At 64.7% G+C, this 18,167-nt stretch carries 14 protein-coding genes (1 of these 14 only partly in view); 6 read left to right on the top strand and 8 right to left on the bottom strand.

What is annotated here, in order from left to right:
- Positions 1-5: 5 nt before the first annotated feature.
- From CIT40_RS09735 to CIT40_RS09725, 3 genes are read right to left on the bottom strand one after another with little or no spacing between them, the layout of a single operon-like run.
- Positions 6-200 carry a DUF2783 domain-containing protein gene (locus CIT40_RS09735; protein WP_094892235.1) on the bottom strand — a complete coding sequence of 65 codons (195 nt, stop codon included), beginning with the start codon at positions 198-200 and terminating at the stop codon, positions 6-8.
- Entirely contained in the window at positions 197-1,834 is a 1,638-nt protein-coding gene (locus CIT40_RS09730; RefSeq protein WP_094892234.1) for an FAD-dependent oxidoreductase, read from the bottom strand. Before CIT40_RS09730 ends, CIT40_RS09735 begins: the two co-directional genes overlap by 4 nt.
- A 28-nt stretch (positions 1,835-1,862) precedes the next feature.
- Entirely contained in the window at positions 1,863-2,405 is a 543-nt protein-coding gene (locus CIT40_RS09725) for a VOC family protein (protein WP_028143158.1), read from the bottom strand.
- On the opposite strand from CIT40_RS09725, the gene CIT40_RS09720 reads away from it, so the two are divergent.
- Positions 2,385-3,017: a MarR family winged helix-turn-helix transcriptional regulator gene (locus CIT40_RS09720; protein ID WP_334265245.1), complete on the top strand. Its 633-nt coding sequence runs from the start codon at positions 2,385-2,387 to the stop codon at positions 3,015-3,017. The two genes, CIT40_RS09725 and CIT40_RS09720, sit on opposite strands and share 21 nt — an antisense overlap.
- Before the next feature lie 9 nt (positions 3,018-3,026).
- Here CIT40_RS09720 and CIT40_RS09715 read toward each other — a convergent pair whose 3' ends face one another.
- Together CIT40_RS09715 and CIT40_RS09710 are read right to left on the bottom strand one after the other, a co-directional pair.
- Positions 3,027-3,206, bottom strand: coding sequence for a hypothetical protein (locus CIT40_RS09715; RefSeq protein ID WP_094892232.1), 180 nt, complete (start codon positions 3,204-3,206; stop codon positions 3,027-3,029).
- Positions 3,203-3,427 carry a hypothetical protein gene (locus tag CIT40_RS09710; protein WP_094892395.1) on the bottom strand — a complete coding sequence of 75 codons (225 nt, stop codon included), beginning with the start codon at positions 3,425-3,427 and terminating at the stop codon, positions 3,203-3,205. Before CIT40_RS09710 ends, CIT40_RS09715 begins: the two co-directional genes overlap by 4 nt.
- A gap of 326 nt (positions 3,428-3,753) precedes the next feature.
- On the opposite strand from CIT40_RS09710, the gene CIT40_RS09705 reads away from it, so the two are divergent.
- Positions 3,754-4,209 (top strand): Hsp20 family protein, encoded by a 456-nt coding sequence (locus tag CIT40_RS09705; protein WP_094892231.1) that lies wholly within the window; start codon positions 3,754-3,756, stop codon positions 4,207-4,209.
- A gap of 99 nt (positions 4,210-4,308) precedes the next feature.
- Entirely contained in the window at positions 4,309-4,626 is a 318-nt protein-coding gene (locus CIT40_RS09700; RefSeq protein WP_094892230.1) for a hypothetical protein, read from the top strand.
- A gap of 324 nt (positions 4,627-4,950) precedes the next feature.
- Here the strand turns inward: CIT40_RS09700 and CIT40_RS09695 are convergent, their stop codons facing one another.
- Entirely contained in the window at positions 4,951-5,679 is a 729-nt protein-coding gene (locus tag CIT40_RS09695) for an efflux RND transporter periplasmic adaptor subunit (RefSeq protein WP_244611998.1), read from the bottom strand.
- Here CIT40_RS09695 and CIT40_RS09690 point away from each other — a divergent pair.
- Genes CIT40_RS09690 through CIT40_RS09680 form a run of 3 tightly spaced genes read left to right on the top strand, consistent with a single transcriptional unit; the run spans position 5,569 to position 11,913 of the window.
- On the top strand, positions 5,569-7,776 hold the full coding sequence (locus tag CIT40_RS09690) for an HlyD family efflux transporter periplasmic adaptor subunit (protein ID WP_244611948.1): 2,208 nt from the start codon (positions 5,569-5,571) through the stop codon (positions 7,774-7,776). The two genes, CIT40_RS09695 and CIT40_RS09690, sit on opposite strands and share 111 nt — an antisense overlap.
- A 4-nt stretch (positions 7,777-7,780) precedes the next feature.
- Entirely contained in the window at positions 7,781-9,925 is a 2,145-nt protein-coding gene (locus tag CIT40_RS09685; RefSeq protein ID WP_094892227.1) for a hypothetical protein, read from the top strand.
- The gene (locus tag CIT40_RS09680) at positions 9,925-11,913 is read left to right on the top strand and encodes a preprotein translocase subunit SecA (protein ID WP_162307426.1); all 1,989 of its coding nucleotides are present in this window, start codon (positions 9,925-9,927) and stop codon (positions 11,911-11,913) included. Before CIT40_RS09685 ends, CIT40_RS09680 begins: the two co-directional genes overlap by 1 nt.
- Positions 11,914-11,940: 27 nt before the next feature.
- Here the strand turns inward: CIT40_RS09680 and CIT40_RS09675 are convergent, their stop codons facing one another.
- Complete coding sequence (locus CIT40_RS09675; protein ID WP_094892225.1) at positions 11,941-12,258, bottom strand: DUF3467 domain-containing protein; 318 nt, start codon at positions 12,256-12,258, stop codon at positions 11,941-11,943.
- A 37-nt stretch (positions 12,259-12,295) separates the two neighbouring features.
- Positions 12,296-18,167, bottom strand: partial view of a tandem-95 repeat protein gene (locus CIT40_RS09670; RefSeq protein ID WP_162307425.1) — the end only. The gene runs 36,071 nt beyond the window's last position; the window shows 5,872 of its 41,943 coding nt (coding positions 36,072-41,943); its start codon lies off the right edge, out of view; its stop codon occupies positions 12,296-12,298.

The raw sequence follows: 18,167 nt of genomic DNA, 5'->3' as shown, positions 1-18,167 counted from the left end.
GCGACCTAGCCGCCGCCGGTACGGGCGCAGCCGATCGCTTCCGTGAGCACCTTGCGGTCGCCGATGTGATTGGCGAGCAGCAGGATCAGCCGCGCGTTCATGCGCAGCGCCTGCTCCTCGTCGAGGTCACGCTGGCTGTTGATCAGCTCGGCATAGAAATCGTCGGGATCGGCGATGTTGGGGGACAAATTGAGCGTCATGCCGCCAGCTCCTTTTGTCCGGCGATGTCGTGCCCGGAGGCCCGCAACATCGCATCCGCGATCCCCGCCTCGTCGAATCCGGTCCAGCGTGCGGCGACATATTGATCGGGGCGGAAGAGGTAGGTGGTCCCGGGCGAAGCGCCGTAACGCTCGGCAAGCAGGCCGGAGGGGTCGGCGATGTCGCGGCCGACGACGATGAGCTTCGCTTTGAGCGGACCCACCGCGATCTCGGTCTTGTCGGTCTCCTTGCCGAAAACCATGACCGTGAATGCGTCGCCGAGGCAATGGAGGAACCAGCCGGGCTTGCCATCCGCCGTGATCGGCGCATCGGCGGCATTGGTGCCAGGCCGCACGCCGCCCGTCATCGCGTCGTCATCGGGGGTGTTGAGCGCCGACGTCACATAGGGCGTCGGCGTCGAGAGACGGCCGCTGTTGACCAGAGGTCGCGCAAAGCCGTGATGCCGGGCGAGCTCCAGCGCGGCGTCACGGAAATAACGGCTCGCTTTCGTCTTCGGCGTGATGAAGTCGGTGGCGCGCGTCGAGTTCAGGATGTTGTCGTCGGCGGCATAGGCGCGCTCCTCGTGATAGCTGTCGAGCAGCGCTTCCGACGCTTCGCCGCGCAACACCATCGCGAGTTTCCAGGCGAGATTGTCGATGTCCTGGACGCCGGTATTGGCGCCGCGCGCGCCGAACGGCGAGACCTGGTGCGCGGCATCGCCCGCGAACAGCACCCGGCCCTGGCGGAAATTGTCGATGCGCCGGCAGGCGAACTGATAGATCGAGACCCATTCGAGCACGAACTCGGTGTCCTCGCCGAGCATGGCGCGGATGCGCGGAATCACCCGCTCCGGCCTTTTTTCCTCATCGGGGTCGGCTTCCCAGCCGAGCTGGAAGTCGATGCGCCACAGATTGTCGGCCTGCCGGTGCAGCAGCACGGACTGGCCGCGGTGGAACGGCGGGTCGAACCAGAACCAGCGCTCGGTCGGGAAATCCGCCTTCATGGCGACGTCGGCGATCAGGAATCGGTCCTGGAAGAACTGTCCCGTGAACTCGGCGCCGACCATCTTGCGCACGTCGGAATTGGCCCCGTCGCAGGCAATCACCCATTGCGCTTCCATGGTGAAGATGCCGTCGGGCGTCTCCACCGCCAGCACCGCATGGTCGGCATCCTGCTTGAGGCTGATCAGGCGATGCTTCCAGCGCAGATCGATCAGCGGGTTGGCCCTGCATTTGGCGACCAGCATTTCTTCCAGATGATATTGCTGCAGATTGATCATGGCCGGCCATTGGTGGCCGGCCTCGGGCAACAGATCGAACTGGTAGGACATCTGGTCCTGGAAGAAGACCTTGCCGACGTTCCAGCTGACGCCGCGCTCGACCATGGGCGCCGCGCAACCGAGGCGGTCCCAGATTTCGAGCGGACGCTTGGCGTAACAGACCGCGCGCGAGCCGATCGAGACGGTGTCGTTGTCGTCGAGCACCACGACCGGCTGGCCGCGCGCCGCGCAGTCGAGCGCCGCGGTCAGGCCGATGGGACCCGCGCCGATCACCACGATCGGATGCCGCTTCACGATCCCCTCGGACTGCTCCTGGGAACGCCGATAGCCGAACTTCGGATAGATGTAGCTCGTCATGTTCGCTTCCTGATGCGCGTGCCGGGGATCAATGCGCGTCCGCGAATTCCTTCTCGTGCATCCAGGCGGTATGGCGCGGCGGACGCTTGGTGCGTGACCATTCCTCGACCATTTCGTGCGCGACCGATTTCATGCGGTCGATCTGCTCGGGTGTCGCGGTCCAGGCCGCGATCTCCAGGCGATGCCCGCTGGGGTCGCGGAAATAGATCGACTTGAAGATGGTGTGGTCGGTGACGCCGACGACGTCGAGGCCGGCAGCCTCCGCGCGCGCCTTGGCCTCTTCGAGCTCGGCAAGGTCCTTGACCTGGAAGGCGATGTGCTGGGTCCATTCCGGCGTGTTGGGATCGCGGCCCATCGGCGGCGAGTTCGGCAGCTCGAAGAAGGCGAGGATGTTGCCGTTCCCGGCGTCGAGGAAAATGTGCATGTAGGGATCGGGCGCCTTGGTCGAAGGCACCCGGTCCTCGGCAATGGCGCCGAGAAGATCCATGTTCATGACGGTCTTGTAGAACTCGACGGTCGCCTTGGCGTCGACGCAGCGATAGGCGACGTGATGGATCTTCTCGATTTTCATGGCGTTCGCTCCCTGGATCTGCGGTTGCGAAATTGGTATCAGATGTTACTATCTCCTGAATTTGATATGGATCAACCGTCTCGGAAGAATTTTCCGGGCGGATCGACGGACGGGACTCGCGTGATGAGACATCCGAGCGTGGCGCGCGGGAATGCAGCCAAGGCCACAGCGGCGCAGGATGGCGTCGAGCTGGACCTGCAGCGATATTTTCCGTACCGGCTGGCGCGCCTCGCCGAGCAGGTGTCGCTGGCGGTGGCCGAGGTCTATTCCGAGCGCTTCGCGCTGACGCGGCAGGAATGGCGCGTGCTTGCCATTCTCGGCATGCGTTCAGCGATCGCGACCAAGGAGATCGGCCCGCTGACGACGCTCGACAAGATGCAGGTCAGCCGTGCCGTGCAAGGCCTGGAGTCGCGCGGCATCGCCAGCCGCAAGCATTACCCCGACGACCGGCGCGAGCTGATCGTCGCGCTGACCCCGGCCGGTCGCGCGCTTTATCGCAAGATCGTGCCCTACGCATTGGCGCGGGAGACGAAGCTGCTTGGGGCGCTGACCGCCGAGGAGGTGGTGGTGCTCGACCGGGTGATGCGCAAATTGTCGGCCGCGCTGGCGTAGCTCTTCCCCTCACGCCGCCGATCGCTCCGGCAGCCCGCCCCGCAGATCGTCAAGCAGGCGCTGCTCGCGTTCGATCCGGGCGCGATAGAGCTCGCGTTCGCTCGCGCTTCTGGCACCGGCCAGCAACACGCGATAATGCCCGATCACCTTCTCGCTGCCCCTGATGAGGAGGTTGCGGACGTCACTCATCGTTCCGCTCCGGTCGCGGCAATGGCCGATGGCGTGTTCGGAACCGTGAATGCGGGCGGGAAGGCATCGGCGGCGAGAGCCTCGCGCGCGGTCTGCTCCTCGGCGAGGCGTCGTTCGATAAACTGGCGCTCAATGTCCGACAGCTCAGTCTTGAGCAGGCGTCGATAACGAAAGAGGTTGTTGCGGTGCGCGCGGATGCGGGCGAAATCCTGATCGAGCATCGTCGTCACTCCTGACGGTCTATCACGGTCCTTTTCGAATTTGCGGTGTCGGAAGAAGCATCTTCCGGCGCAAAAAATATTCAAGCTCGATTTCCTGTCAAGACCCCTCTCTCGTCGCTTCCTTGACGACGCCCAGGGCACCAAAAAAAACTTGCACGTCCCTCTTGCAAGGTCCTTGCGGCGCTCTAAGTCGTTTTTCGCCGCGAGAGCGGTGTGCCGGATGCCCGATCGGGTCCGGCGCGGGCGCCGGGCCGGGGTCTTCGGATCCGTTTCCGATTCCCTAACGGCGCTCCTTCGTATCCATCTTGCTCTTTGGAGGACTTGGTATGAGGACCACCTTTGACTTCGCGCCGCTGTGGCGCTCCACCATCGGCTTCGACCATCTGGCCGACCTCGTCGACAGCACGCTGCGCCAGGCTGGCGAAGACAATTATCCGCCCTACAACATCGAGCGCTCCGGCGAAGACCAATACCGGATCACGCTGGCCGTGGCGGGCTTCGGCGTCAACGACATCAGCGTGACTGCCGAACAGAACGCACTCACCATCGAGGGCCGGAAGCCCGACAGCGCCACCCGCGAATATCTCTATCAGGGGATCGCCGCGCGTCCGTTCCGCCGCGTGTTCAATCTCGCCGACTACGTCCAGGTCAAGCAGGCCGCTTTCCAGGACGGTCTCCTGGTCATCGATCTCCTGCGCGAGATTCCGGAGGCCATGAAGCCGCGTCGGATCCAGATCGCGGGGGCTACGTCACCGCAGATCGAGCAGAAGAAGGCGGCCTAGGCCCGTCGAACGCATTCCACAACGACCATGGCGGATGGCGAGCGGATCGCCATCCGCCGGTCGAACATCCCTTCGAAAGGAGTGTAGGGGAGACAAGAGATGACCAATGCCAATGCGACCATCGGCGGTCTCGGCGCGCTGTTCCATCCCGCCGCGCATTATGCATCGCCAAGCGCCGTCCTCGACGACGGCAAGCTCTCCACGGCGGAGAAGCGGATCATCTTGTCATCGTGGGCCTCGGACATGTACGCCGTCGAATCCCACCCGGCGCTGCGCGAGATTCCGGGCATCGATCGGCCGCTCCGGCTCGCGGACATCCTCACCGCGCTACGCAAGCTCGATGACGACGACGACCCGCCGCCCGGCGGCGGCGTCCCGATGCGGCTGCGGCGGCCTTGGGCCGCCGCATCGCCGTAAGCGCGGACCCGCCAAAGGATCTGTACGAGGCCGGCTTCGCCAGATTTCGAGAAGCGGAGCGCTGGCTGAAAAACGGATCGAGCATCAAAGAACCCCCTCGAAATCTTGGGTACAAAAGCGGGTACGTGAGGCCACGCCACAACAATCGTCGGAGATCTTCAAAGCCTCATAAAAAGCGATAAAGCGATAAAGGCTTACAAAAACAGCGACTTATGGTGACGGTAATTTGGCAGCGGGAAGGGACTCGGCACCAAGTCCAAAATCGAGGCAACTCACAAGGCTTTTCAGCACATTGGCGTGTCGGCCTCGGGAGCGGGAATTGAATCAAGATCCATTGGGAAACTGCACCTTACAGCGAAGTCCGGCCGGGAGCTTGTTGTCGGGATTGGGGAGGAGAAGACGGATTCCGAAGGTGCCGCTTCTGGCATCGATGAGAGGATCGATCACTTCGACCTTCGCGACGTAGCGCCCTCCCACCGGCTCCTCGCCTGTCACTGTCGCTTCCATGCCGGCCTTGATGGTCCCGTACAGCGCAATCGGGACGAAGACCTCGACATTGAGCGGATTGATCTGGGCGATGGTCATGATCGGCGCCTGGTCGTAGGCGTATTCGCCGCCGAGAAGATTGCGCTCGGCCACCACGCCGTCGATCGGGCTTCTGACCGAGCGTAACTTCAGGACCTCTTCCGCCCGCTGGACTTCGAGCTGTGCGACGCGGAGGTTGGCCTGCGCCTCGCGCAGATCCTGACTCGCCACGCCGAAATCGGATTCGATCTCGTCGAGGGCCGCGGCCGAGGCCGCGCCCTTGGCCATCAGGCTCGTCGTTCGTTCACGCTTCTTGGTGAGGAAGACCAGACGCGCCTCCCGCGCCTTCACGGTCGCATCGCTCTCTGCCTTGGCCTTGGCAAGATCGAGCAGCGCCTGATCGACCGCGGATTCGAGTTGGGCGACGATCTGTTCTTTGCGGACGATATCGCCGCGATCGACCAGGACCTCCTTCAGCACGCCGGAGACCGGGGTCGCCAGCTTGATCTTGAGGCGGGGCTCAAGAATACAATCAAAAGTTCTATTTTGTGCAAAAGCACAATCCTGAATTGCAACCGAAAGCACCAGGATGGGCGGAACGAGCCATCGCGCCAAACGGCGCTTCGAGCGGATTTTTTGCAAGCGCTTTACCTTCAATCGGCCGCGTCCAGGGCATCCCTAACCCGATGGGAACATTGCGTTGCCCGCGGCAAGACCCGATACTGGACAGATACGGAAATACATTTCTCGCAGTCTATTCTCAGCAGGCCTCAAGTGCCAACACCGGACCAGGTCATAACGTTGCGGGATGCCCCCGAGCACGGGGCCAAGCCGGACACCAGCCCTTGGGCGGTACTGGCGTCAGCGCGCGATGTGCCCGAATTTGGCCAGGCTTGGTTGCGTTTGCAATGCGAGCAGATCGCCGGCGCGACCGCCGCGCTGCTGCTGCTCGACGACGGCGAGGGTCATTTCTCCAGCGTCGCCGGGTGGCCCAATCCCCGCCAGGATCTTTCGTTTCTCGCTGGCACGGCACAACAGGCGTTGAGCCGCAAGTCCAGCTTCGTCGACCAGGCACCAGGCGCCGGCACGGCGCAGATCGGCCAGCCGATCGAGAGCCAGGGCCGGCTCGCTGGCGTGGTGGTCGTCGAACTGAAGCGGGTGGCGGACATCCCTGCCGTGATCCGGCAATTGCGCTGGGGCGTCGGCTGGCTCGAAGTGCTGCTGGTCCGGCAGCGAAGCGGCAACGACGCGGCCAAGCTGGCGCGCACGGGGTTCGCGATTTCGATCCTGTCGGAGGCGCAGCAACATTCTGCGTTCCGGGCCTCGGCCCTGTCGATCGCGAACGAACTCGCAAGCCGGCTCGAGTGCAATAATGTCAGCGTCGGCTTTGTCCACGGCAAGAGCGTCAAGCTCACCGCCATGTCGCATGCTGCGGTGTTCGGCGAGCACAGCCAGATCGTTTCGACGATCGAGAACGCGATGGAGGAGGCCGCGGACCAGAACGCTTCGGTGGCGTATCCCCCCACCGAGGGGACCGAGCGCCGCATTGCGCTTGCCCATGAGGATCTGGCCAAGCGGCTGGGCGGCTCCGCGGTGGCATCGGTGCTCATGACCAACGGCGTCCGCCCCGTCGGGGTGATTTTGCTCGAGCGGGACCGCGACAAGGCCTTCGACGACGCAGCGATTGAAACACTGGAAGCCGTCGCTGCGCTGGTCGGCCCGGGCCTGGAAACCAAGGCGGAAACGAACAAGCTGATCGCCGGCCGCGCGGTGACCGCGATCGGCTCGGGCGCGCGCGCGGTGTTCGGTCCCGGACGGCCGGCCGTCAAGCTCGCCGCGCTCGTCATGGTGGCCGTGCTCGGGACCATGGCGTTTGCCAAAGGTGAATTCCGCGTCACCGCCAAGGCCGTCGTCGAGGGCGCCGTGCAGCGCTCCATCGTGGCCCCGTTCGACGGCTATGTTGCGAGCGCGCCGGTCAAGGCCGGAGATCTCGTCGAAGCCGACCAGGTTCTCGCGACCCTCGACGACCGCGAACTCAGGCTCGAGGCCGCGCGCTGGAAGAGCGAGCGCGACCAGCAGTCGCTGAAATACAGCGACGCCATGTCCAAGCACGACAGGTCGGTAGCGCTGGTCGTGTCCGCCTCGCTGGAGCAGACCGCCGCGCAGCTCTCGTTGATCGAGGACAAGCTCGCCCGCGCGGCGATCGCGGCACCTTTCCGCGGCGTCGTGGTGTCGGGCGACCTGCGCCAGCTGGTGGGATCGCCGATCGAGAAAGGCAAGGTGCTGTTCGAGGTGGCGCCGCTGGAATCGTTCCGGGTCATCCTTCAGGTCGACGAGCGCGACATCGCGTTCCTGTCCGAAGGCCAGCACGGAACCCTGGTTCTCACCGGCCTCTCCAGCGACGCCGTGCCGTTCACCGTCAAGCTCATCACGCCCGTGGCAACGGCGTCGGAGGGCCACAACCAGTTTCGCGTCGAAGCCGCCGTTCCAGGCGAGGCTCCCTTGTTGCGGCCCGGCATGGAGGGCATCGGCAAGATCTCGATCGACCGCCGTTCGCTGCTATCGATCTGGACGCGCTCGCTGATCGACTGGATCCGGATCACCGCGTGGAAATGGCTGCCCTGACGCCATGAGGGAGAATTTTCTCGACGCATCCTGGCATCGCATCGGCCCCTTGAAGCCGAGGCTGCGGAGCCACGTCCGCGTGCACCGTCATCGCTATCACGATAGCGCCTGGTACGTCGTCGAGGACACCGCTTCCGGGCGTACGCACCGTTTCACGCCCGCGGTGTATTTGTTCGTGGGCCTGATGAATGGACAGCGCACAGTCGACGAGATCTGGCAGCAGGCGGTGTCGCAGCTCAAGGACGACGCGCCGACACAAGGCGAGGTCGTGAGCCTGCTGGCGCAATTGAACAGCGCCGACCTCCTGCAAACCGACATCGCGCCCAACGCCCAGGAGATGCTGGCGCGATACGGCAGATACGCCAAGGCCAAACGCCGCGGCAGTTTCGGCAATCCGCTCGCCATGCGCCTGCCGGTGTGGGACCCCGACCGCTTCCTGGAAGCGACGCTGCCCGTCGTTCGTTACGCATTCACCGGGGCGGGCGCTGCTCTCTGGCTGGCGACGGTGCTGTTCGCGCTGGTCCTGATCGGCATCCATTGGAGCGAACTCTCCGAAGGCATGTCAGACCGCATCCTCGCGGCGGAAAGCCTGCTGCTGACCGCCATGGTGTTTCCGGTCCTGAAGTTCTTCCACGAGCTCGGCCACGCCTACGCCACCAAGATCGGCGGCGGCGAGGTTCACGAACTCGGGCTGATGGTGCTGGTGTTCGCGCCGGTGCCGTATGTCGATGCATCCGCCTCGATCGCGTTCCGCAGCAAATGGCGCCGTGTCCTGGTCGGCGCGGCCGGCATGCTGACAGAGATGTTCGTGGCCGCCATCGCCATGGTGCTGTGGACGTTGGTCGAACCGGGCCTGGTGCGATCGCTGTTGTACCAGACCGTGCTCATCGCCGGCGTCTCCACCGTCCTGTTCAACATCAATCCGCTGCTGCGCTTCGACGGCTACTACATCCTGTCCGACATCATCGAGATTCCCAATCTCGGCGCACGCTCGACGCAATATTGGACGTGGCTGGTCAATCGCTATGGATTTGGCCTCCACGATTCCCCGCCCTCGGCCACGGCTCGCGAACGGTCCTGGTTCCTGGCCTATGCCCCGCTCGCACTGGCCTATCGCATCCTGATGCTGTTCAGCATCTCGCTTTTCGTGGCCGCGCATTATTTCGTCGTCGGCGCGCTGATTGCCGGCTGGGGGCTTTTGATCGGGCTCGGGCTTCCCGTCTACAAGAGCGTCAAATATCTGCTCACCGGGCCACGGCTGGAGAAGCGGCGGCTTCGCGCCATCGCCATCAGCCTTGCGGGTGTGGGCGTGTTCGTCGGCGCGATCTTCCTGGTCCCGGTGCCGCTCTACAGCGTCTCGGAAGGCGTGGTCTGGCTTCCCGAGGAAAGCTATGTCCGTGCTGCCGACAACGGTTTCGTCAGCAAGGTGCTGGCAAGCTCCGGCGCCGACGTGCATCCGGGCGACGTGCTGGTCGAGGCCGACGAGCCCGAGCTTGACGCCCGGATCAAGGTCCTGCAGTCAGAGATCGACGGCTTGCGACGAAGGCTCGCGTCCGAGCAATTCACCGATCGCAATCAGGCCGAGATTACGCGCCAGGAAATCGCGCTCAAGCAGACCAATCTGGCGCGGGCGGCGGAACGCCGCGATGCGCTGACGATCCGCAGCACTGTCACCGGCACGTTCCTGTCTCCAGCCTCGCAAGACTTTCCCGGTCGCTACGTCAAGCGCGGCGACGTGCTCGGCTATGTGGTCTTCCCGCAATCGCGCATCGCCCGGATCGTCGTCCCGCAGGACGACATCGATCTCGTGCGCAACAAGCTCGAGAAGATGGACGTCCGCCTGACCAACCAGCCGTCGATCAGCTATCACAGCAAGATCGTGCGCGAGGTCCCCGCTGCGTCCGACCGCCTGCCAAGCCGGGCGCTGACCGAGGCCGGCGGCGGACATTTCGCGGCCGACCCTCGCGACAGCAACCAGCTCAAGACACTGGCCCGCACATTCCAATTCGATCTCGAACTGCCGGCCGAGGCCGCGCGCGCAAACTTCGGCAGCCACGTGCTGGTCCGGTTCGACCATGGCTTCGAGCCGCTCGCCGCCCAATGGTATCGGCGGATGAGGCAGTTGTTCCTGTCGCGGTTCGAAGCCTGATGGCCAGAACGGCGGACAGGGACGAGGCCTGGCGTTCGCGCAGTCCTTACGCCGAGCGTGGCGACGTCAAGATCGCGCCGCTGGATTTTGCGCTCACGCGAACTTTCGGCGGCCTGCTGTCACGCCTGGAGAACTACGCCGGCAAGCTCGCCCGCCGCGTCAAGCTCGCAGACGCATGTGCTGCATCCTTTGCCGGCCTCAGCGACGAGGAGCTCGCGGCTGCAGCGCGGCAATTGCGCGGCCCGCTCTTGCGCCACGGCTTTCGTCAGGACCTGGTCGCGCAGAGCTTCGCTCTGGTCCGCGAGGCGACCTTCCGGCAGCTCGGCCTTCGTCATCATGCGGTGCAGCTGATGGGCGCCTGGACGATGATCGACGGCCGTTTCGCCGAGATGCAGACCGGCGAAGGCAAGACGCTGACGGCGCTGCCGGCCGCGATCACCGCCGCGCTGTCGGGGCGCCCCGTTCACGTCATCACGGTGAACGACTATCTCGCGGCGCGCGACGCCGAGGAGCTCGAGCCGATCTATCGCGCCCTCGGCCTCACCGTCGGGGTGATCCAGCATGACGACGAGCCGGAGCAGCGGCGCGCCGCCTATGCCTGCGACGTGACGTACGGCGTCAACAAGGAGATCGCCTTCGACTATCTGCGCGACGGGCTCAAGCTCGGTGATCGCCGCAGTCATGCCAGCAGGATGGCCGGAAAGCTTGGCGGCGTCGACATGCCGCCGCTGCTGCTGCGCGGGCTCAACTTCGCCATCGTCGACGAAGCCGACAGCATCCTGATCGACGAGGCCCGGACGCCGCTGATCATCGCGGGCGCTGACGACAATCCGCTGCCCAACGCCATATTCGCGCAGGCGCTCGGCTTTGCCGAAAAGCTGAAGCCGAAGATCGACTTCCTGATCTCGGGCAACGCGGGACATGTCGAGCTGACGGCCGCCGGCTCTGCGTCCCTCAAGACGCTCTGCCAGGGACTGAGCGGGCCCTGGGAGGCGCGGAGGGCCCGCGAAGAGCTGGTCAATTACGCGCTCGCGGCCCTGCATCACTACAAAATCGACCAGCACTATGTCGTGGTGGACGGAAAGGTCGAGATCATCGACGAATTCACAGGGCGCATCGCCGAGGGACGGTCCTGGCAGCACGGCCTGCATCAGCTGATCGAGACCAAGGAAAAATGCGAGATCACCGCGCGCCATCAGACGCAGACCAGCATCACCTATCAGCGCTTCTTCCGGCGATACTTGCATCTCTGCGGCATGTCCGGGACGATCTCGGAAGTCGCCGGCGAGCTCCGCGCCGTCTACGGCGTGTCGGTGGTCCGGATCCCGACGCACCGGCCGAGCCGCCGCAGCTCGCGCGGCACAAGGGTGTTTCGCACGAGTGAGCAGAAATGGGCGGCCGTGGTCGAGAGCGTTCGCGCCGGACATCGCGAGGGACGGCCGACACTGATCGGAACGCGGGCGATCGAGACATCGGAGCTGCTGTCACGGCTGCTCGACAAGGCCGGCGTCGCGCACGTCGTCCTGAACGCGCATCATGACCGGGACGAAGCCGCGATCATCGCCGAAGCCGGACGCGCGGGCCGCGTCACAGTGGCGACCAACATGGCCGGCCGAGGCACGGACATCAAGCTCGGACCCGGTGTCGAGGCCGCCGGCGGTCTCCACGTCATGCTGACCGAATTTCACGAATCTGCACGTATCGATCGTCAGTTGATCGGCCGCGGCGGGCGGCAAGGCCAGCCTGGCACCTACGAAGTCATCGCAGCACTCGACGACGAGCTGCCGAGCATCTTTGCCCCTGCCCTCACACGTCTGCTCAAGCGCATGCTGGCCGGCGAGGAGGCGCCGCTGCCCAAGGCGCTGGCCCATATCCTCCAACTCTCCGCGCAGAACCGCGCGCAACGCCTGCAATACCGGATCAGGCAGCAGACGCTCCGGCTTCAGGACCAGCGCGACAGCATGCTGGCCTTTGCGAGGCCCGATTGAGGCGTCGCATCGCAAGGCCCGTCCGGACTATCTGATCTCGCCGTGCCGCGCCTCGTGATCATGCACGAGCTTCGTCATGAGCTCCAGCAGGCGCTTGGCCGCGCCGGGGCTCAGGATGATGCGATGATGCAACTGGATCTCACGCGGCTGCGGTCCCATGTCCCAGTCCTGGTTCACGCCGAAGGACAGCACGACCTCTTCCCGCGTGCTGTTGCCGCTGACCACGTTGCAATACGAGCTCTTCAGCGCGGAGGTATCGACCTTGATCCCGGGTTGGGCTGGAGCTGCAGCGGCCGTGCTGCTCGGTTGCCCGGCTGAATTCGGCGTGTCTTTTTCGTTGGACATAATTCTGGACTTTCTTCTGCTTCCTCGATGATACGCGTTACGGCAACCGAACGCGGGAATTCGTATCACTCGTGTTGGACGACAACGCGGATGCCGCGATCCGAATTGCGCCGGCCGGCCGCGCAACTGTGCACGGAGCCGATTCTTTCAGGCAAAATTCTTTCGTTGCGGCGGACAAGCCCGGCATCGCATCGGTCCCGGCATCCGCAGGGATGGCGATTCGAACCGGTGCACCCCCGCGGCCCGCCGCGGGCTCCGGCGAGATCGCGGCATCCCGGGCCAATGCGTCCATCGAAATCCTGATGCGGCCATGCTGGCTTGTCGATCGGTCGACGGCATTGGACAGATCAGACGGCATCTGTGCTCCCGCAACCGTGTCGTCCTCCAACATGCATTCGGCCAGGCGGATGCGAACCGGCTCGCTGTCGACCGCGGCCTCGCCGTTGACGTCCACCGCAAGTAGGCTGAGAGCGGCGTCCATCGTTCCGTCCAGATAGCGGACGGACAGCGAGGCCAGATCGACAGTGCCGCCCGGAAGCGCTTCGTCCGAGATCACCGAAATGCGGACCAGGGCGCTGCCGTCGCTCGGCATGCACGACAAGGTCACCGTTGCAGTTTCCGGCAGATCGCTGCCGGGCTCGACGCCGAGCACGCTCAGGCGCGCGGCGTCATAGCTGAGCTTGAACACGACCGACCTGACACCGCCGGCACTCGTGAAGGACACGCCAAGGTTCCGCTCATGAAGGTTTCGCTCATGGCGCGACTTGCGCCGCTTTCCGGCTGCGAGCACCGCACCACTCCGCACCAGCATGGCGGGCGCCACGAGTGCGGCGACGCCGTCGATCACCCGCGCCCCGGCCTCGCTGCGTTTGGCGTTTGGCTCGTTGGCCGGCCCGCCCGGCTGCTGGCTTTCTCCCTGCTGGCCCGGAACACCAGGCACGCCTTCGTCCTGTTGCCGAACATCATTGGGCGGGCTGGCCGGCAGCGCTCCATAGCCCTCAGGACCAGTCCGCTCCAACTGCTGCAGGTCTTTCAGCGTAAAGGGCGACGCGCCGTTCAGCCAAGGCACGCGCGAGGGCTCGATCGGGCAGTAGTTGAGGTGATCGTCGCCCGGCTCGGGCAGTGGATCCAAACTCTTGGTGTTGACGTTTCCGCCGCCCTGATGCGGAAGCCAGCCGCTGTAGGCGACGAATGTGTAATAGGGCAGCAGGTTCACGGGCGGCTGCCCCTGCGTTTCGCCCGTCCGCCCCCTGATTTCGGAGAACTGGGGAACGTCGACCTTGATCTCCCACGGCATCATGACCACGGGCTGGTCGTCACGGCGAACCTCGCGTGCGACGCCGACCAGCGTCACGGTCACGGTTTCCATCGCCTTGCCGCCGTGGCCGTCATCCAGCACGATGTCGTAGAGCTGGATCAGCCGTTCTCCGGCGCGAAGGTTGGGCCACTGGCCGGTGATGCGATAGGTCCACTGGACCGCGCCTGCGCCGGTGCCGGTCGCGTCGGTGACCATGCTGGCTTCGAGCTTGCCGACATAGGCGTTGGCATGATCGTGCGACTGTACGCTGACGACGTGCTTGTCGCCGAGATCGTGATCGCCGAAGGTCAGCATCCCCGCCACGATGCCCTTGCCGTGATCGTCCGCTTCGATCCCGATCTCGACCCTGGGCGAACCGACCTGGACGGTGGGCTTGTCGTTCGTCCCTGAGATGGTAACCGTCACGGTCTCGGCCGCCCGCGCGCCATGGCCGTCATCGACGGTCACGGTGTACTTCTGGATCAGCACCTGTCCGGCGGACAGATGATCGATTTCACCGTCGGCAACCGCGAAGCGCCAGCCGATCTCGCCGCCGCTCTTGTCGTGCTTGATGGTATCGAGCGTAAACAGGCCGACATAGCCCGTTCCCTGCGCGCCGAACGATGCCGAATGGAGGTCGCCGATATCGGCGTCGGTGAACAGGATCGCTCCCGAACCGCTCTCGATTCCATTGGGATGCGCATCTTCGACCAGCGCCAGGCTCTGGGGTCCCGAGGCGATAACCGGCGCTTCGTTCTGGCCGATGATCGTGATCGTGACCGTGGCGATGGACGACGCACCGGCGGCGTCCCTGACCACATAGTCGAACTCATCGGTCGTGGTGTCGCCGACCCTCAGACTGACGAAGGCACCGTTGGGATCGTAGGTGAAGGTGCCATCGCCGTTGTCGATGACTTTGCCCTTGGTGGCATGGGCGGCGGTGTCGATGGCATAGCCATGGGTGTCGCCGAGGTCGGGGTCGACGAAGGACGCGGTCACCGTCCTGGCCGGCCCGTGCTCCTGCACGTCGGCGACGATGTCCTTCGCGACCGGCGCGTCGTTCTCGCCCTTGATGGTGATCGTCACGGTGGCCGTCGAACGCGCGCCGGCAGCGTCGGTCACCGTATAGCGGAAAATATCCTGCGCGGTTTGTCCCGCTTTCAATCCGACAAACGCCCCATCTGGATCGTAGCTGAACGTGCCGTCGCCGTTATTGGAGACCTTGCCCCGGGTCGCATCGCTCGAAACATCGATGCTGAAGCCGTGGGTGTCGCCGAGGTCCAGATCGACGAACGAGGCCGCCACGGTCTTGGCCGGCCCGTGTTCCTGCACGTCGGCGACAACGTCCTTCGCGACCGGCGCGTCGTTCTCACCCTTGATGGTGATGGTCACGATCGCGATCGATGACGCGCCGGCAGCGTCGATCACGGCGTACCTGAATTTGTCCTGCGCCGTCTCCCCGGCCTTGAGACCTGCGAACGCCCCGCTGGGATCATAGCTGAAGGTGCCGTCGCCGTTGTTCGTGACCTTGCCCTTGGTCCCGTCCGTCGCGGTGTCGATCGTAAAGCTATGGGTGTCGCCGAGATCAAGATCAGTGAAGGAGGCCGATACCGTCTTCGCCGGCCCGTGCTCCTGCACGTCGGCGGCGATGTCCTTCGCGACCGGGGCGTCGTTCTCGCCGTTGATGGTGATCGTCACCGTGGCCGTCGATGAAGCGCCGAAGCCGTCGATCACGGTGTACTGGAAGGTGTCCTGGGCGGTCTGCCCGGCCTTGAGCCCCTCAAACGCGCCGTTCGGATCGTAGCTGAAGGTCCCATCGCCATGATCGGTGACTTTGCCCTTGGTCGCCGTAGTGTCGATGGTAACGCTGCTGGTATCGCCAAGATCCGGATCCGTCCAGGAGGACGTCACCGTCGCCGCCGGACCGTGCTCGTCCACGTTGGCGAAGATGTCCTTCGCCACTGGCGCGTCGTTCTCGCCGGTGATGGTGATCGTCACCGTCGCCGTCGAGGACGCGCCCGCCGCGTCGACCACCGTGTAGCGGAAAACATCCTGCGCGGTGGCTCCCGCCTTGAGGCCGACGAACGCGCCGTTCGGATCATAGCTGAAAGTGCCGTCGCCGTTGTTCGTGACCTTGCCCTTGGTCGCGTCCGTCGCGGTGTCGATCGTAAAGCCATGGGTGTCGCCGAGATCAAGATCCGTGAAGGAGGCCGACACCGTCGTCGCCGGCCCGTGCTCCTGCACGTCGGCGGCGATGTCCTTCGCAACCGGGGCGTCGTTCTCGCCGTTGATGGTGATCGTCACCGTGGCCGTCGATGAAGCGCCGAAGTCGTCGATAACAGTGTACTGGAAGGTGTCCTGGGCGGTCTGCCCGGCCTTGAGCCCCTCAAACGCGCCGTTCGGATCGTAGCTGAAGGTCCCATCGCCATGGTCAGTGACTTTGCCCTTGGTCGCCGTGGTGTCGATGGTGACGCTGCTGGTATCGCCAAGATCCGGATCCGTCCAGGAGGACGTCACCGTCGCCGCCGGACCGTGCTCGTCCACGTTGGCGAAGATGTCCTTCGCCACTGGCGCGTCGTTTTCGCCGGTGATGGTGATGATCACCGTCGCCGTCGAGGACGCGCCCGCCGCGTCGACCACCGTGTAGCGGAAAACATCCTGCGCGGTGGCTCCCGCCTTGAGGCCGACGAAGGCGCCGTTCGGATCATAGCTGAAGGTGCCGTCGCCGTTGTTCGTGACCTTGCCCTTGGTCGCGTCCGTCGCGGTGTCGATCGTAAAGCCATGGGCGTCGCCGAGATCGGCATCGTCGTACAGCGCGGCGACGGAGGCGGCCGGGCCGTGTTCCAGTACGTTGGCGGCGACGTCCTGCGCGATCGGAGCATGGTTCTCACCGGCCGTGACGACGACGGTGACGACGGCAGTTGCCGAGGCGCCGGAGCCATCGACGACCGTGTAGCGGAATTTGTCGATCGCGGTGGCGCCTAGCGCCAGGTTGAAGGCGCCGTTGGGATCGTAGCTGAAGGTGCCGTCGCCGTTGTTGGTGACCTTGCCTTTCGTGCCGTCGGTCGTGGTGTCGACGGTGAAGCTGTGGGTATCGCCGATGTCGGCGTCCGCGTAGGAGGCCGCCACCGAAATCAATGGCCCGGCTTGCGATACGCCGGCGTTGACGTCGGCCGCCACCGGAGCTTCGTTCTGGCCCGTGATGGTAACCGTGACCACGGCGGTCGACGACGCGCCCGAAGCATCCCTGACGGTGTAGCGGAACTGGTCGGTGGCCGTCGCGCCATTTTTCAGCCCGTCGAACGCGCCGTTCGGATCATAGCTGAAGGTCCCGTCACCATGATTGGTGACCTTGCCCTTGGTGGCGTCTGTCGCGGTATCGATCGCGAAGCTGTGCGTATCCCCGGTATCGACGTCGGTGAATGACGCGGTGATCGCGACCGCAGGACCGTGCTCTGCCGCGTTGGCAGTCACGGCCTTCGCGGCCGGCGCCTGGTTTTCACCGTGAATGGTGACGACCACCAGAGCGGTGGACGACGCCCCCGCCGCGTCGGTGACGGTGTAGCGGAATTGATCGGTCGCGACCGCGCCGGCCTTCAGGCTGATGAAGGCGCCGTTCGGATCGTAGGTGAAAGTGCCATCGCCATTGTCGGTGACCTTGCCCTTGGTCGCGTCGGTCGTAGTGTCGATTGCGAATGTATGGCTGTCGTTGGCGTCGGCATCCGTGAAGGTCCCCGTTACGGTCTTCGACGGACCGGTTTCCTGCACGTCAGCCGTGATGTCCTGTGCGGTGGGCGCATTGTTGGCCCCGGGCGCGACGTTGACCGTGACAGAGCTGTCGGACGCGCCGAAGCCGAGCAGATCGAAATACAGCGTCAGCGTCGTGCCGGCCGCGATCCCGCTCAAATCCTTCTTCACCGTGATTAATTGCGACAGCGAGCCGCCGTCACCCGACGCGGCGTGGCCGGAAACGGTGACGCCCGGGCCGAAGAAGATCTGGCCGGTCGACTGCACGTTGAGGAACGCGTCGGTGTTCGACAGGCCAGTGGCCGAACCGCCAACCGGATCACCGTTCTGATCGAGCAGCGCGACCTCGAACGCATCCGGCGGATTGCCATTGGCGTTGGCGAAGAGATGATCGGCGAGGATCGTGAACTCGAGCGTATCGACGCCGGCCGGGACCACAAAGCTTTCCGACAGGCCGGACAGCGTCTGCGAATTCTCGGACAGGACCAGCGTGCCGCCGTTGACGCTGGTCGTGCCGTGGCTGGTCCAGTTGGAGGGAAGTTGCGCGGCAACCAGATCCGGGACGTGATGCGACGGAACGATCGGCGCGATCGAAACGCCACCGGCAGATTCGAGCAGAGCGGCGCTGCCATTTCTGACTGCCGCGATGATTTCCGCGTCGAGGGCCGAAGGCAATCGGCGCTCCGACGGCGCGAGCGCGGCCGTCATCAGGTCATTGGGATAGACACTGCTGTCGAGGTGATCATCGTCGGGCGCACGCGTGAGCCTTGCAGTGAAGCCTGGACCTGAGAAGATCTGCGAGCCGGCGACCGTCCCGACATGGGCCGCGAAGCCGGGAATGGCGGTGTTGAAGCCGAGCAGATGG

The organism is Bradyrhizobium amphicarpaeae (assembly GCF_002266435.3).
Classification (GTDB): Bacteria; Pseudomonadota; Alphaproteobacteria; order Rhizobiales; family Xanthobacteraceae; genus Bradyrhizobium; species Bradyrhizobium amphicarpaeae.
This window is presented reverse-complemented; position numbering and strand designations above follow the sequence as displayed.